The following is a 14,234-nucleotide window of genomic DNA, read 5'->3' on the forward strand; positions in this document are numbered from 1 at the left end:
GTCAGTCGAACAGCGAGGAGACGCTGCTCTCGTCGGCGATCCGGCGCACCGCCTCGCCGATCAGCGGGGCGATCGGCAGGACCCGGATGCGTTTCGATTCCTTCGCCGCGTCGGTCGGCAGGATGGTGTCGGTGATCACCAGTTCGGTCAGCGCCGAGCCGTCGACCCGCGCCACCGCGCCGCCCGACAGTACGCCGTGGGTGATGTAGGCGGCGACCGAGGTCGCCCCGGCGTCGAGCAGCGCCTGCGCGGCATTGCACAGCGTGCCGCCCGAATCGATGATGTCGTCGATCAGGATGCACGCCCGGCCGCTGACGTCGCCGATGATGTTCATGACTTCGGATTCGCCGGCGCGCTCGCGGCGCTTGTCGACGATGGCCAGCGGGGCGTTGTCCAGCCGCTTGGCCAGCGCGCGGGCGCGGACCACGCCGCCGACGTCGGGCGAGACCACCACCAGGTTACGCCCGGCGTAGCGCGCGAGGATGTCGGCCGACATCACCGGGGCGGCGAACAGATTGTCGGTCGGGATATCGAAGAACCCCTGGATCTGCCCGGCGTGGAGATCGACCGAGAGCACCCGGTTGGCGCCCGCTTCGGTGATCAGGTTGGCGACCAGCTTGGCCGAAATCGGTGTGCGCGAGCCGGACTTGCGATCCTGCCGGGCGTAGCCGAAATAGGGGATGACGGCGGTGATCCGCTTGGCCGACGCGCGCCTGCACGCGTCGATCGAGATCAGCAGCTCCATCAGGTTGTCGTTCGCCGGGTAGCTGGTCGACTGCATGATGAAGAGGTCTTCGCCGCGAACGTTTTCGTGGATTTCGACGAAGATTTCCTCGTCGGCGAAGCGGCGCACGCTGGCGTCGGTCAGCGGAAGCTCGAGATAACTCGCGATCGCCCGGGCAAGCGGCAAGTTGGAATTGCCGGCCATGATCTTCATCGCGCGGGTGCTCCTGTCAGGTCGCCATTAGGAATCGCCTGCGGCCCGCTTAGCCGAGCGTCATGGTATTGCAACACTGGCGGTGAGCTATCCCACGGCCTTCCGCCAGAAGCGGGGAAGGAACATGCCAGTGCGCCGCTTGTAGCGCGCGTATACGGGCGCGAGATCGCTGCCGGCCATGCTCCGCTCGTCGTCGCGCGCGGCGTGGACGAACAGGCTTGCGTTGAGCAGAAAGATCGCCAGCGACCACAACGAGGGCAGCGCCGCGAGCATGGCGGCGAAGGCGATCAGGTAGCTCGCATAGATCGGATGCCTGATGTGGGCGTAAGGGCCGTCCTCGCAGACTGCCTCGGGCACCTCGCCGTTCCAGGCGATGTGAAACCGCCTGTCCGCGATCGTGTGGCGAGCCCATTCGTATAGCGTCAGCGCGGCCGCCATCAGCGCCCCGCCGGCAACCGCATTGCCCATCGGAACGTGGGCGCGATAACCGAGGAACAGGGTCGCGAGGGTGCCGGTCACCAGGAACGAGAACTGGGCGATTCCTGAGCCGAGATCGTCGTCGGGGCTGACCTCGAAGGTCCGCGCGCCGGCGAGGATGAAATAATAGAAGCACAGTCCCAGCGGGAGGATGAACACCGTCGGCCAGAGCGGGACGGATATCACCTCACCCCACCCGGTGGTCGCCCTTGACCCAGCGGATCGTGCCGCTGCTCGCGCGCATGACCACGCTTTCGGTCGTCATCCGGTCCCCCTTGAGATACTTGACCCCTTCGAGCAGCGAGCCATCGGTGACCCCGGTGGCGGCGAAGATGCAGTCGCCCTTGGCGAGGTCCTCGAGCTTGTAGATGCGGTCGAGGTCCTCGATCCCCCATTTGCGCGCGCGCAGCCGTTCGTCGTCGTTGCGGAAGATCAGCTTGCCGTTGAACTGGCCGCCGACGCAGCGCAGCGCGGCTGCCGCGAGCACGCCTTCGGGCGCGCCGCCGCTGCCCATGTAGATGTCGATCGTGGTATTGGGATCGGTGGTCGCGATGACTCCCGCAACGTCACCGTCGCCAATGAGTACCACCCCGCAGCCGAGCGCGCGCAACTCGGCAATCAGTGCCGAATGGCGCGGACGCTCGAGCACGCAGACGATGATCTCGTTCGGCGCGACGCCCTTGGCCGCGGCGACCGCCTTGACGTTGTCGGTCGCGCTCTTCGCCAGGTCGATCACCCCTTCGGGATAGCCGGGGCCGACGGCGAGCTTCTCCATGTAGACGTCGGGCGCGTTGAGCAGGCAGCCTTCTTCGGCCGCGGCCAGCACTGCCAGCGCGTTGGGGCCGGCCTTGGCGGTGATCGTAGTGCCTTCGAGCGGGTCGAGCGCGATGTCGATCTTCGGGCCCTTGCCGGGTGCGCCGCCGACCTTCTCGCCGATAAAAAGCATCGGCGCCTCGTCGCGCTCGCCTTCGCCGATGACCACGGTGCCGTCGATCGCCAGCTCGTCGAACGCCCGGCGCATCGCCGCGACCGCGGCGGCGTCGGCGGCCTTCTCGTCGCCCCGCCCGATCAGCTTCGACGCCGCAATGGCCGCCGCTTCGGTCACGCGGACCATCTCCAACACCAGGACGCGGTCCAAAACGTGGCTGGCGGAAACGGCGCGGTCGTTCATAAGCGATTCAGTCCTGTCGGCGTGTCTCTCTCGCCGCCAATTGGGCGAAAGGGCGGGCGATGTCGAGCATGCTGTTAGCGGCCGCCGCTGCCGCCGTTAACCCGGCCCCGACGGTGACCGCGGAGCAGGCGCTGGAGAACGCCCGGGCGATATTTTCCGCCGCACCGCGCAAGGCCGCTCCGTGCCCCGATGCCACCGGCGACGAGATCGTCGTCTGCGCCGAGCACGAGGACCCGGCGAAGCAGTATGTCCCCTCGAACACCGACAGCGGCGATCCCGACGACGGGGTGCCCCGCGCGCCCGACGTCTCCGGCCTGCCGAGCGGCGGCATGCGCATCGGCAAGACCCCGCGCCACCCGCTGATCATCGACCTGTCGAAGATTCCCGAGGCGCCCGCCGGTTCCGATGCCGACAAGATCGCCAAGGGCGAGATGGCCGCGCCTTAGTCCAGCAAGTGCATCACAAGCGGCGGCTCGGTCAGGCTTTCCGACCCTTCGAGCAGGCGCAGCGCTTCGGCGACGTTCGCCTCGGGGCCTTCGTGAGTGACCATTGCCACCAGCACCTCGCCGCCCTCTTCCGGACGGCCTTGCTGAATCAGGCTTTCGATCGAGACCCCGGCGTCACGCATCGCCGTGGCGATCTCCGCGAGAACTCCGGGGCGATCGGCGACGGTGAAACGCAAGTAGGTGCGGTTGGTCCGGTGGCCGGCGTCGGCCGGGGCGCGGGCTTCGAGGGCGGCGACCGGGACCGAGAACGGCGCACCGACGTCGCCGCGCGCTATATCTATAAGGTCGGCGGCGACCGCGCTGGCGGTCGGCCCGTCGCCGGCACCGGCGCCCTGGAACAGCAGGCGGCCGGAGAAATTGCCCTCCGCGACCACCGCGTTGGTCGCGCCTTCGACCGCGGCGAGCGGGTGATGCCGCGGCACCAGGCACGGCTGAACGCGCTGGAACAATCCGCCCTCCTCGGCGCAGTCGGCAATGCCCAGCAGGCGGATGCGATAGCCGAGCGCCTCGGCCTGGGCGATGTCCGCCGCGCGGACGCGGCCGATGCCGCCAATCTCTACCGCGCCGAAGTCGATCCGCGCGCCGAAGGCGATCGCCGCGAGGATCGCCAGCTTGTGCGCCGCGTCGACGCCTTCGACGTCGAAGGTCGGGTCGGCTTCGGCATAACCGAGCGCCTGCGCCTCGCCGAGCACCTCGCCGAAGTCGCGCCCGGTCGCCTCCATCGTCGAGAGGATATAATTGCACGTGCCGTTGAGGATGCCGTAGATACGCTCGATCCGATTGGCCGCGGCGCCTTCGCGCAGGCCCTTGATCACCGGAATGCCGCCGGCCACCGCGGCCTCGAACTTGAGCGCCGCGCCTCGTCCCTCGTTGGCGCGTTCCGCCAGGTCGGCGAGCTCTAGCCCGTGATGCGCGATCATCGCCTTGTTGGCGGTAACCAGCGCCTTGCCGGCGCCCAGCGCACCGCGCGCGGTGGTCAGCGCCGGGCCGTCCGCGCCGCCGACCAGCTCGACCACCACGTCGACGTCGGCGCGCGCGGCGAGCGCGGTCATGTCGTCTTCCCAATCATAGCGCGACAAGTCGACGCCGCGGTCCTTGGTCCGGTCACGCGCCGAGACCGCGACGATGACTACCTTCCGTCCGGCCCGCCGCTCGATCAGGGCGCCGTTGGCCTCGAGCAGGCGAACAAGCCCGGCGCCGACGGTGCCGAGCCCGGCGAGTGCGATGCGAAGCGGTTCGGCCATTCCCGGTGCCCCAGTTGATACGACGGGGCGCGTTAGAAGCTGGGCGCGGCCTTGGCTAGTGCCGCGTGCGCTCGCACGGGCCGAGCTGGTCGAGGATGAACTGGTAGTCGGCCTCAGCCCGTCGGCGGCCGGCGGTGTCGGATTGCAGAAACGCATCGGCGCCCAGTTTGCGCGGAAGGAAACAGGCGAGCCGGTACCAGGCGATCGTGCCGGGCTCCGGCGGCTTGGCCGCCTGGTCGACGATCTCGCTCCACGAGACGCCCCAGGTCGGGTCCATGTTCGGACGGCGGAGCACCGTCAGCGAGACCGGCGCGCCGCCGGCGGTGCCGACGAACATCTGCGTTTCGGACTCGCCGGCGAGATTGCCGGCGACCGAGATCACGTCGCGCACGCCGGTGATTCGCGGCGGGGCGTCGCGGGCGGCGAGCTGACCGATGATGGCGCGCACCCGCTCTTCGAGCATGGGGTCGAGCGGCAGCTGGGCGTCGGGCGCCACGAGCTGGAGCTCGCCCGGGCGGGCGGGGACCGCATTGGCGAAAACGATGAAGGCCTGCTTCCTGAGCTTGGGCGGCTTGCCCTTCGCGCCCAGCGGGACGTCGGCGAGATAGCTGACCGATTCGCCGAGCGCGCTCGGCCCCTTGAGCACACGCTGGGTCTGCGTCCGGAGATAGAGCCGCGCGCGGCCAACGGCGAGACCCGGGGCGCGCTCCGCCGGGACGGTCGCCTGGTCCTTGACGGCGACCTCGGCGACGACTTCCGCCGCTTCGACGAGGCCCACGAGATCGGCGTATGTCGCAGCAGGAGCGCTCGCGGCGAGCGCACTTTGCGCGTTCGCCGCGCCGGAAAATGCGCAGGCCGCAAGCGTCGCAGATGCGGCGGCCGCCCTCAGCCAGATCGAAGGCGTTCGGCGCCGATGTCGCTTCATTGTCATCTCCCGCGGCAACGCTTTGCACCGCAAATTTGCTCCTGATCGCCGCGAGTGCATGGCCTCCGCCCATGAATCCGCCGTTAACCGATAAAGCGTTTGCCCACGCTGGGCTTCGCCGCTAAGGCTGCGCCGGAATGCACCCTGTGGACAACAGAATCGCAGTGCAGGGTGCGGGCCTTGATGGTGGCGGAAAGGGCGTTCCCCCTCCCTGCTACGGGCCTTCAGACTGGACACGGGCTCGCCGTCCCTGACAGGAAAATCCTGCGGGGCGGGGTCCTTGCCGGGTTCGCCCCGGTAGAATGAAATTGAAACGGAGTGATGCAGCTGGATGGCTTACGCTGACCAACAAATGAGCGGTAACAAGATTATCGCGATTATCCTCGTTGCACTCATCCACGTCGCAGTCGGTTACGCGCTGGTCACGGGCCTGGCCTATTCGGCCGTGAAGAAGGCGATCGAGCGGGTGACGACGGTGGATATCAACGAACCGCCACCGCCGCCGCCGGACACGCCGCCGCCGCCGGAGCCCGACAGGCCGCCGCCGCCGGTCGCGCCGCCGCCGCCGATCAACATCAGCGTCGCGCCGCCGCCGATCCAGGTGCAGCCGAACATCCCGCCGCCCGCTCCGGTCATCCGGATCGTGCCGCCGGCCGCACCACCGGCCCCGCCGCCGCCACGGTTCACGCCGAAGTCTCCGCAGCCGAAGGGCAATCCGGGTTCGTGGCAGTCGCCTGACGACTACCCGAGCCGGGCGTTGCGCGAAGAGCGCGAAGGCGTCACCGGCGTCTCGGTGTCGGTCAACGCCGAAGGAAGGGTCGCCGGCTGCTCGGTGACGCGCTCCAGCGGTTCGCCCGATCTGGACGACGCGGCTTGCCGGCTGATCACCCGTCGCGGCCGGTTCAATCCGGCAACCGATGGCGAAGGCCAGCCCACAAGCGGCACCTGGAACAGTTCGGTCCGCTGGCAGATTCCTAAGTAACGAGACGAAACCGGAGACTCGCGCCCGAGAAGGCCGGTCTCCCGCCTATCGAGATTGAATGAACCAAATTCAGGAAGTTTAGGAAAAGGAATACCCGCATGCTTATTGACATCCTTGCCGCAGCGTCGAACGCGGCGCCTCAGTCGGAGTTCGGCTTCGGCCCTGCGGTCAGGCAGGGCGGAGCCATCACCATCGTCATCCTGTCCGTGCTGGCCATCATGTCGGTCGGTTCGTTCTACATCCTCATCACCAAGTTCATGGAGCAGAACCGCATCTTCCGGCAGTACAAGTCGGTGCGGTCGAACTTCTGGCGCGCCAACACGCTGAGCGAAGGCGCCACCAAGCTCGAAAAGAACAGCGCCTGGCGCCAGCTGGTCGACGACGCCCTCGTGGCCGAATCGCAGCACAGCAAGATGACCGACACGCTCGAGGCGCACGACTGGCTGCACGGCTCACTCGCGCGCTCCGAAGCCTCGATCAACGCCCGTCTCGCGGGCGGCCTGCCGTTCCTCGCCACCACCGGCGCGACCGCGCCGTTCGTCGGACTGCTCGGTACCGTTATCGGCATCTATCGCGCGATGATCGGCATCGCGCTCGCCGGTTCGGGCTCGATCGATAAGGTCGCCGGCCCGGTTGGTGAGGCACTTATCATGACCGCGCTCGGCCTGCTCGTCGCGGTGCCAGCGGTGTTCGCCTACAACTGGCTTCAGAACCGCAACAAGCGTGTCAGCGAGCTGCTCGCTGCCTTCTCGACGGACATCCTCGCCAACCTGACCTCGCGCGGCGCGGTCAAGCCGGCGGTGATGACCAAGACCTCGACCCAGCAGGCGGCCAAGACCACGGCCCCCGCGACGGCTCCGAAGGCCTGAGGGTGATCGGCGGGGCGGGCTCCGGCATGCGGGTCGCCCGCCCCCGTCACCAACGCGAAGTTTTGAGATAGGAACACAAGAACATGGCCATTGCAGTTGGCGGCGTTGAAGAAAGGCCGATGTCGGACATCAACACCACGCCGCTGGTCGACGTGATGCTGGTGCTGCTGATCATCTTCCTGATCACCGTCCCGGTCGCCCTTCAGACCATCGAGAAGCTCCGAATTCCGGTGTTCCAAGCGGCGGAATCGAAGGACAAGGCTGAAAACCTGCTGATCACGGTGAGCACCACCGACGCCGCTGGACGTAGCGCCGGCGAACCAGGTTTCGAGGGCGCGTCGCGCAACGGCGAATGCCGCGTGTACTTCAACAACGTCACTCCGGTCGATTCGCAAGAGCTGTACGACCAGGCGTTCAAGCGTCTCGACGCGATCGTGAAGCGCGCCGGCGGCGCGGCAGCGATCATGGAAGACCCGGAAAAAATTCCGCAGGTCGTCATCCGCGGCGACGTCAACGCGCCGTGGCGCTGCATCGCCGGTACGATCTACAACGTCCAGGCGGCAAGCTATCCGACCGTCGGTTTCATTTCCAACCCGAAAGAAGTCAGCTGATTCGGGCTGGTAGGCAAATTCAGGAGTAAACCACCATGGCAATGTCAGGCGGCAGGGACGATGGCCAGCCGATGATGGAGATGAACACGACGCCGTTGATCGACGTCATGCTCGTGCTCCTCGTCATGCTCATCATGACGCTCCCCCCCGTGACGAACTCGGTCAATATCGACTTGCCGACGCCGAGCAACGTCATCCCCACGAACGTCGATCCTGTGAAGAACAAGATCGTCCTGACGAACAACGACGAAATCCTCTGGAACGGGCAGGCCATCAACGACGGCCAGCTGGTCTCTAATCTGCAGCAGACGCTGACCTTCGCGGTCGAGCCCGAGCTGCAGTTCGAGCCCGAGCCGAACGCGAGCTACAACATCTCATCGCAGGTGCTCAACATCATCAAGGGCTCCGGCGTCACCAAATTCGGCTTTGTCGGCAACGAGAAGTACCGTGTCTTCGGTAAGGGCGGTCCGGCGGACCCGACGCGCTGATCCAGCCGGCCATCGAACACCCGGAAAGGGGCGGAGCGATCCGCCCCTTTTTTAGTTCCTCCCCGAGGCAAGATCGAGAATGACAAGCTTGCGTTAATCGTGGCCGCCTTCCGGTCCTGGCTCAACCCGCATGGCTGCCCCCGCGAGCGTTTCCGCCTCGAGCAGGAGCTCGTCGTCGACCGCGCCTTGCGGCAGGCTCTCCCGGCCGATCATCACCAGCACCGGGACGGCCAACGGGCTTACCCGGTCGAGCTCGACGTGGACCAAGCGCTCGGCGGCGCTGTCGAGCAGATCGCCGAGGCGGCCGACATCGGTCATCCGCGCCCGCGCGTCGGCCCAGGCGGCTTCGATCAGCACGTGGTCGGGCTCGTACTTGCGCAGCACGTCGTAGATCAGGTCCGTCGAGAAGGTGACCTGCTTGCCGCTCTTGCGCTTGCCGGGATGCTGGCGTTCGACCAGCCCGGCAATCACCGCAACCTCGCGAAAGGCGCGGCGCAGGATATGCGATTCCTGCACCCACTCGAGGAACTCGTGGCTCAGGATGTCGGGCGAAAGCAAGGGCCGGGGGTCTGTCACCGGCCGCAATCCCCACACGGCGAGCGAATAGTCGTTGGCCACGAATCCGCCGGGCAGCAGCCCTCGCTCCTCCATCCGCTTGGTAATCAGCATGCCGAGCGACTGGTTCGCGTTCCATCCGGTGAACGTATAGAACACGCTGTAGTGGCGCTTGGCGTGGGGGAAGCTCTCCACCAGCAGCGTGTCGGGGCCCGGCATCCGGCTGCGCCAATCCTGCACCTCGAGCCATTCGCGCACGTCATCGGGGAACCGTGCCCAACCGGCGCGATCGACCAGCATGGCCCGCACGCGATCGGCGAGGTGTGTGGTCAGCGGGAGGCGCAGCCCCAAGTAGCTGGGAATCGTCGCCGACGACTTCGCGGCGCGGACGATCAGCTCGAGGTCCCGCAGCGATTCGACCTCGAGATCCATCCCTGCGAAGCGAAAGGTGTCGCCGTTACGCAGGGAGGCGGCGAACTGTTCTTCCACCTTGCCCAGCGAGCGGCCGTTGCGAAAACGGATCTCGATCATTTCGGCGTCGACGATAATGCCGGCGTTCATCCGATGCCGGTGGGCGTGGTCGGGGTGCGTCAGACGCCACGTGCCGTCGTCGTCGCGGACGATCCGCTTGAACCGGTCGTAAGCCTCGAGCGAGTAGCCCCCAGTCGCGACGAAATGCAGCACGCGCTGCCAGGTATCTTTCTCAAGCCACGCGTAGGCCAAGCTGCCGCGCACTTCGGAGAGGAGCGCATTTTCGTCGAACGGCGCTGCGCAGACGCAAGCCATCACGTGCTGCGCAAGCACATCGAGCCCACCGGGCCGGAAATCCTCGCCGTCGCGCTGGCCTTGGTCGACTGCGTCCTTCGCCGCCTGAGCCTCGAGGAATTCGAAACGGTTGCCGGGTACCAAGATAGCGCGGCTCGGCTGGTCGAGCCGGTGGTTGGCGCGGCCGATCCGCTGCAGCAGACGTGAAGAGCCCTTGGGCGCGCCCATCTGCACGACGCAATCAATGTCGCCCCAGTCGACGCCAAGATCGAGGCTCGCCGTCGCCACCAGCGCCCTCAATTCGCCGCGCGCCATCGCCCCTTCGACCTTGCGCCGCGCCTCCTTGCTGAGCGAGCCGTGGTGAATGCCGATCGGCAGCGTATCGTCGTTCGCGTCCCACAATTGCTCGAAGATCAGCTCGGCGAGGAAGCGGGTGTTGGTGAAAATCAGCGTTGTCTTGTTGCGCCTGACGATGTCGTAGAGTTGCGGGATCGCCCACAGTGCGGCGTGCCCGCCCCACGGCACGCTGGCCTCCTCGGGCAGGAGGATCTCGACCTGGGGCGGTGCGCCCTTTTCACCGGCCACAAGCTCCACCGTATCGATTTCGCCCCACGGCGCGAGCCATTCACGGAAATGCTCTGGATGCGCGACCGTCGCCGAAAGCGCTACGCGTCGCACGTCGGGCGCGATCGCCTGCAGCCGGCTCAGTGCGAGCGCGAGCAAGTCGCCTCGCTTGCCGGTGGCGAAGGCGTGAACCTCGTCGATCACCACGCGCCTGAGGCCACGAAACAACTCGAAGCTCTCGGGATAGCTCAACAGCAGCGAAAGCGATTCGGGCGTGGTCAGAAGAATGTGCGGTGGCCGCGCGCGCTGGCGCTTCTTGCGGTCCGAGGGGGTATCGCCGCTGCGCGTTTCGATGCGGATCGGCAACCCCATCTCTTCGACCGGGGCGACGAGATTGCGCTGCACATCGTGCGCCAGCGCTTTGAGCGGCGAGACATAGAGGGTGTGCAGGCCCTCCGGCGGCTCGGCACCCGCCAGCCGCGAGGGCGCAAAATCGGCCAGTGTTGGCAGGAACCCGGCAAGCGTCTTTCCCGCGCCGGTGCCGGCCACGAGCAGGGCGTGACGACCGGCATCGCTTGCCGCCAGCATCTCCGCCTGATGGGCGCGCACGCGCCAGCCGCGCCCGGCGAACCAGGCGTCGATCTCGGGCGGCAGGGCGGATTCGTCGGCCACGCTTTGGTCTCGCAGGCCGCGTCGGCCCTCGCAAGACGCCAAGGCGGCATCGATATGCGCCGGGCTGCGCAACCGCCGCGCTCCCGGCCCGTTTCTATTCAAGCACCCGCCAACGGGCGGGGCGGCGCCGCGCGCCGGCGCCGCGATTCCAAACCTTTAGAGAGGAGACGACCATGGCCGACCGCAACCGATACCACCGCCGCGGACGCTACCAGGGGGAACGCGACGACCGCAACTGGCGCGACCAGGAGGAGCAGTTCTCGAGCGAGCGCGGGATGCAGCCCGAATACGAGGAAGGCTACGGCTACCAGATGAGCGAGCCCTACGGCGGCTACGGTCAGCGCACGCAGGACTATGAGACCGGCTGGGATCGCGACAACCGCTATGGCCAGCGCGGCACCGGCTATTCAGGCGGCAGCGGCGAATACAACTACGGGCCCGCCCGCTACGACTCCGCGCCGAATTGGCGTGGCAGCAGCTTCACCAGCGAAGACCAGGGCGGACGTGACTTCAACTCGCCGACGGCGCGCAGCTACGGCGCCTATGGCCCGGCCGGCACCCCCGCTTCGTACGGCTACGGCGCGACCGGCGGCTTCTTCAGCTCGGGCGGCCTTTACGAGGGCGCGGCTGGATATCGCCCCTCTCGCCGAGGCTATGCTTCGGAGCGCGGCTACGGGCGTGGACAAGCGCGTGGCCGCGACTGGTGGGACCGGGCCAGCGACGAAGTGATGAGCTGGTTCGGCGACGAGGATGCCGCCCGGCGGCGCCAGCGCGACCATTCGGGCCGCGGACCGACCAACTACACCCGCTCCGACGACCGCATCCGCGAGGACGTCAACGACAACCTGACCGACGACTGGGGCGTCGACGCGAGCAACATCACGGTGGCCGTCAACAACGGCGAGGTGACGCTCGACGGTACCGTCTCCACCCGGCTGCAGAAACGCCGCGCGGAAGATTGCGCCGAGGACGTTTCGGGCGTGAAGCACGTCCAGAACAACCTCCGGGTGCAGGAACAGTCGACCTGGGACCGCAACGAGCGCAGCGAAAAGGATACTACGGCCAGTTGACGCTCGCCTGGCTTCGGAGGGAAGGGGCGCTTCGGCGCCCCTTTTCCTTTTCAGCGGTAAGCGCGGATCAGCGCGCGGCGCAGCGTGCAGTCCTCGATCGAGAAGTAGAGCGCGATCAGGTCGCCTTCGACAATTGCCGAAGCGGCGAACGCGATGTCGTCCTCCGAGCGCTGGACGGCCGGAGGCGGCACCAGCACCGGCTCGACGCCGCGCCCGGTGACGCGGGTGAAATCCTTGTCGAAGCTGATCCAGCCGATCCGCCAGCGCGCATCGATCGTCGCTCCGTTGTAGAACATAACCGGGTCGAACCCCGGCAACTGCACGATCGGCCCGGTCGATAGGTGCCAATTGTCCCAGCTGTGCTCGCGGATGGTGAACGGGGCCGGCAACTGTCGCCAGGGCCCACCGGGCTTGCTCTCGCGCGCAAGGCCGACGCGCGAGGCGTTTTCATGCGCATATTCGTAGAACAGCCGCCAGCCGCCCTTGCTGGTCTGGACAAGGGTGGCTTCCTTGATGTTGCCGTAGCCCTTGCGCGCCTTGATCGCGACCTCGCGCTTGACCAGCTTGTCGAGCGATGGCCCGCTCGCCACCATCAGGCAAGCTTGTTCGTGCGCCGCGTCGACGCCGGTGTAAAACACAGTGTAGCCACCGTTGTCGAGCAACACAGTGGGATCCTCGCAGCCGCCGGCATCGTGTGCCGCCGGATCGGCTTCGGGCACGATCGCCAATTTCGGATCCATCGTGAAATGCAGCCCGTCGCGGCAGCCCGCCGCGGCAATCACTCCGGTCGGCTTGTCCGGCGTGAGCGGCTTGGGGACCCCGCGCAGAAGCATGCGATAGTGCCCGTTCTCGGGCCACACGAACGGGCTCATCAAGTTCATGCCTTCGATCGGCGAATCGCCTTCGATGACCACGTCATCCAACTGCTCGACGACATAAGCGACCATCGCGTCAGGCTCCCGGTGCCACGACCAGCGAGAGACCGCCGTCGATCGTCACTGTGGCGCCGGTGATGTAGTCGGCGGCGGGCGACAGGAGGAAACGTACCAGGCCGGCTACTTCGTCCGGCCGGCCAGCACGGCCGCACGGGATGCTCGCCTCCAGCTTGCGGCGGTAGTTCCCGTCGTCGAGCGCGCGCTGGTTCATCGGCGTGAGTACCATTCCCGGCGCGACGCCGTTCACCGCGATACCCTGCGGCGCCAGCTCGAGCGCGAGCGTGGCGGTCAGTTGCGCGAGCCCGCCCTTGGCGGCGTCGTAGTCGACCGCGCCCGCTCGCGGCGCGCGCTCGTGGATCGATGAGACGTTGACGATCCGCCCGCGTTCGCCGGCGGCGACCAGCGGCCGCGCGAAACGGCGGCAGGTGAGAAAAGGCCCGACAAGATCGGTTCGCAGCACCCGGTCGAACTGGCCGAGCTCCATGTCGACCAGCCGGATCCCGCTCATGTTGAGCCCGGCCGAATTGACCAGCAGGGTGACGCGGCCAAACGCCGCCTCCGCGCCGGCGAACAGCGCCTCGACCGCCGCTTCGTCGCCGACGTCGGCCTGGACCGCCAACGCCCGCTCGCCGCCGCCGCAACGCTCGACCACGGCGGCCGCCGCGGCCTTGTCCGAGTGATACGCCAGGGCGACCTTGGCGCCGGCGGCGGCCAAGGCCTCGGCGCAGGCCGCGCCGATGCCGGAATCGCCGCCGGTCACGACAGCCACCGCGCCGGCGAGAAGATCGTCCTCCATCGTGCCCCTTTGTTGCCTCTGCCGCGAGCTAAACGCGCGGAGGGGCCAAACAGTTCACGGCCGGGGATCAGACCGATGTTCTTCGCGTGCCGCTTCCCAGATCTCGCGGGCGGCATCGAGGTTGACGAGCGCGATGGCGAGGCCGACCGCGAGGTCCGGCCACGGCGTGCGCCAGACGAACGCGGTCATGATCCCGGCGACGATGATGGCGATGTTCGCCAAGACGTCGTTGCGCGCCGACAGGAACGCGGCCCGGCTGAGGCTGCCCGAATGATGCCGGAAGCGCATCAGCATCGCCGCACAACCGAAGTTCACCGCCAGCGCACCGAGCCCGGCGAGCGAGAGGGGCAGCGGCGCCGGCGTGAGCGGCAGGTTGAACTTTTGCCACGCGGTCAACAGCGTCGCCAGCCCCGGCACGAGGAGCAGCGCGGCAAGCCCCATCCCGACTTTCGCCCGCGCCCGCACGCTCCAGCCGAGCGCCAGCAGGATCAGCAGATTGACCGATGCGTCCTCGAGGAAGTCGACCGAATCGGCGAACAGCGAGACCGAGCCGATTCCCAGCGCGACGGCAAACTCGACGCCGAAGTAGGCGAGATTGAGGATCGCCACCCAGCGGACGGCCCGGCGGAAGCCCGTGTCGCTTGCCGCTCCCGCCCGGGTCATCCCA

Annotated in this window: 15 protein-coding genes; 6 read left to right on the top strand and 9 right to left on the bottom strand. The window is 67.4% G+C overall.

Features of this window, described 5'->3' with window-relative positions; all coding sequences use genetic code 11:
• Position 1: 1 nt before the first annotated feature.
• The 3 genes from G7B69_RS09075 to glpX form a co-directional block, all read right to left on the bottom strand.
• The gene (locus G7B69_RS09075) at positions 2–937 is read right to left on the bottom strand and encodes a ribose-phosphate pyrophosphokinase (RefSeq protein ID WP_166178403.1); all 936 of its coding nucleotides are present in this window, start codon (positions 935–937) and stop codon (positions 2–4) included.
• A gap of 87 nt (positions 938–1,024) precedes the next feature.
• Positions 1,025–1,600, bottom strand: coding sequence for a methyltransferase family protein (locus tag G7B69_RS09080; protein ID WP_166178405.1), 576 nt, complete (start codon positions 1,598–1,600; stop codon positions 1,025–1,027).
• A 1-nt stretch (position 1,601) separates the two neighbouring features.
• On the bottom strand, positions 1,602–2,585 hold the full coding sequence (gene glpX / locus G7B69_RS09085) for a class II fructose-bisphosphatase (protein WP_166178407.1): 984 nt from the start codon (positions 2,583–2,585) through the stop codon (positions 1,602–1,604).
• Positions 2,586–2,653: 68 nt separating this feature from the next.
• Between glpX and G7B69_RS09090 the strand changes: the two genes are divergently transcribed.
• Entirely contained in the window at positions 2,654–3,031 is a 378-nt protein-coding gene (locus G7B69_RS09090) for a hypothetical protein (protein WP_243415096.1), read from the top strand.
• Here the strand turns inward: G7B69_RS09090 and G7B69_RS09095 are convergent.
• Positions 3,028–4,335 carry a homoserine dehydrogenase gene (locus G7B69_RS09095; protein ID WP_166178409.1) on the bottom strand — a complete coding sequence of 436 codons (1,308 nt, stop codon included), beginning with the start codon at positions 4,333–4,335 and terminating at the stop codon, positions 3,028–3,030. The two genes, G7B69_RS09090 and G7B69_RS09095, sit on opposite strands and share 4 nt — an antisense overlap.
• Positions 4,336–4,390: 55 nt before the next feature.
• Positions 4,391–5,260 carry a hypothetical protein gene (locus G7B69_RS09100; RefSeq protein ID WP_243415097.1) on the bottom strand — a complete coding sequence of 290 codons (870 nt, stop codon included), beginning with the start codon at positions 5,258–5,260 and terminating at the stop codon, positions 4,391–4,393.
• A 331-nt stretch (positions 5,261–5,591) separates the two neighbouring features.
• On the opposite strand from G7B69_RS09100, the gene G7B69_RS09105 reads away from it, so the two are divergent.
• The 4 genes from G7B69_RS09105 to G7B69_RS09120 all read left to right on the top strand — a co-directional run bounded on the left by G7B69_RS09105 (position 5,592) and on the right by G7B69_RS09120 (position 8,210).
• Positions 5,592–6,242, top strand: coding sequence for an energy transducer TonB (locus G7B69_RS09105; RefSeq protein WP_166178412.1), 651 nt, complete (start codon positions 5,592–5,594; stop codon positions 6,240–6,242).
• Positions 6,243–6,340: 98 nt separating this feature from the next.
• The gene (locus G7B69_RS09110; RefSeq protein ID WP_166178414.1) at positions 6,341–7,111 is read left to right on the top strand and encodes a MotA/TolQ/ExbB proton channel family protein; all 771 of its coding nucleotides are present in this window, start codon (positions 6,341–6,343) and stop codon (positions 7,109–7,111) included.
• Between the two features lie 83 nt (positions 7,112–7,194).
• Positions 7,195–7,722, top strand: coding sequence for an ExbD/TolR family protein (locus tag G7B69_RS09115; protein WP_207785987.1), 528 nt, complete (start codon positions 7,195–7,197; stop codon positions 7,720–7,722).
• A gap of 35 nt (positions 7,723–7,757) precedes the next feature.
• A complete protein-coding gene (locus G7B69_RS09120; RefSeq protein ID WP_166178416.1) occupies positions 7,758–8,210 on the top strand; it encodes an ExbD/TolR family protein in 453 nt (150 codons plus the stop codon).
• Between the two features lie 93 nt (positions 8,211–8,303).
• Here G7B69_RS09120 and G7B69_RS09125 read toward each other — a convergent pair whose 3' ends face one another.
• Positions 8,304–10,766 carry a ligase-associated DNA damage response DEXH box helicase gene (locus tag G7B69_RS09125; protein ID WP_166178418.1) on the bottom strand — a complete coding sequence of 821 codons (2,463 nt, stop codon included), beginning with the start codon at positions 10,764–10,766 and terminating at the stop codon, positions 8,304–8,306.
• Between the two features lie 173 nt (positions 10,767–10,939).
• Here G7B69_RS09125 and G7B69_RS09130 point away from each other — a divergent pair, with 173 nt between their 5' ends.
• A complete protein-coding gene (locus G7B69_RS09130; protein ID WP_207785988.1) occupies positions 10,940–11,836 on the top strand; it encodes a BON domain-containing protein in 897 nt (298 codons plus the stop codon).
• Positions 11,837–11,886: 50 nt separating this feature from the next.
• On the opposite strand, the gene G7B69_RS09135 is transcribed toward G7B69_RS09130, so the two are convergent.
• The 3 genes from G7B69_RS09135 to G7B69_RS09145 are packed head-to-tail and all read right to left on the bottom strand — an operon-like array spanning position 11,887 to position 14,230.
• The gene (locus tag G7B69_RS09135) at positions 11,887–12,783 is read right to left on the bottom strand and encodes a glycoside hydrolase family 130 protein (RefSeq protein ID WP_166178420.1); all 897 of its coding nucleotides are present in this window, start codon (positions 12,781–12,783) and stop codon (positions 11,887–11,889) included.
• 4 nt (positions 12,784–12,787) lie between these two features.
• On the bottom strand, positions 12,788–13,567 hold the full coding sequence (locus tag G7B69_RS09140) for an SDR family NAD(P)-dependent oxidoreductase (protein ID WP_166178422.1): 780 nt from the start codon (positions 13,565–13,567) through the stop codon (positions 12,788–12,790).
• 54 nt (positions 13,568–13,621) lie between these two features.
• Positions 13,622–14,230 (bottom strand): cation efflux transmembrane domain-containing protein, encoded by a 609-nt coding sequence (locus tag G7B69_RS09145; protein WP_166178424.1) that lies wholly within the window; start codon positions 14,228–14,230, stop codon positions 13,622–13,624.
• Positions 14,231–14,234 lie beyond the last annotated feature (4 nt).

The organism is Croceibacterium segetis, assembly GCF_011320115.1.
GTDB lineage: Bacteria > Pseudomonadota > Alphaproteobacteria > Sphingomonadales > Sphingomonadaceae > Croceibacterium_B > Croceibacterium_B segetis.

What these genes read in the sequence shown, in the direction of transcription:
- G7B69_RS09135 (WP_166178420.1), bottom strand. Translation starts at nt 12,783, where the DNA reads ATGGTCGCTTATGTCGTCGAGCAGTTGGATGACGTGGTCATCGAAGGC.
- G7B69_RS09095 (WP_166178409.1), bottom strand. Translation starts at nt 4,335, where the DNA reads ATGGCCGAACCGCTTCGCATCGCACTCGCCGGGCTCGGCACCGTCGGC.
- G7B69_RS09105 (WP_166178412.1), top strand. Translation starts at nt 5,592, where the DNA reads ATGGCTTACGCTGACCAACAAATGAGCGGTAACAAGATTATCGCGATT.
- G7B69_RS09090 (WP_243415096.1), top strand. Translation starts at nt 2,654, where the DNA reads ATGCTGTTAGCGGCCGCCGCTGCCGCCGTTAACCCGGCCCCGACGGTG.
- G7B69_RS09115 (WP_207785987.1), top strand. Translation starts at nt 7,195, where the DNA reads ATGGCCATTGCAGTTGGCGGCGTTGAAGAAAGGCCGATGTCGGACATC.
- G7B69_RS09130 (WP_207785988.1), top strand. Translation starts at nt 10,940, where the DNA reads ATGGCCGACCGCAACCGATACCACCGCCGCGGACGCTACCAGGGGGAA.
- G7B69_RS09140 (WP_166178422.1), bottom strand. Translation starts at nt 13,567, where the DNA reads ATGGAGGACGATCTTCTCGCCGGCGCGGTGGCTGTCGTGACCGGCGGC.
- G7B69_RS09145 (WP_166178424.1), bottom strand. Translation starts at nt 14,230, where the DNA reads ATGACCCGGGCGGGAGCGGCAAGCGACACGGGCTTCCGCCGGGCCGTC.
- G7B69_RS09120 (WP_166178416.1), top strand. Translation starts at nt 7,758, where the DNA reads ATGGCAATGTCAGGCGGCAGGGACGATGGCCAGCCGATGATGGAGATG.
- G7B69_RS09110 (WP_166178414.1), top strand. Translation starts at nt 6,341, where the DNA reads ATGCTTATTGACATCCTTGCCGCAGCGTCGAACGCGGCGCCTCAGTCG.
- glpX (WP_166178407.1), bottom strand. Translation starts at nt 2,585, where the DNA reads ATGAACGACCGCGCCGTTTCCGCCAGCCACGTTTTGGACCGCGTCCTG.
- G7B69_RS09075 (WP_166178403.1), bottom strand. Translation starts at nt 937, where the DNA reads ATGAAGATCATGGCCGGCAATTCCAACTTGCCGCTTGCCCGGGCGATC.
- G7B69_RS09100 (WP_243415097.1), bottom strand. Translation starts at nt 5,260, where the DNA reads ATGAAGCGACATCGGCGCCGAACGCCTTCGATCTGGCTGAGGGCGGCC.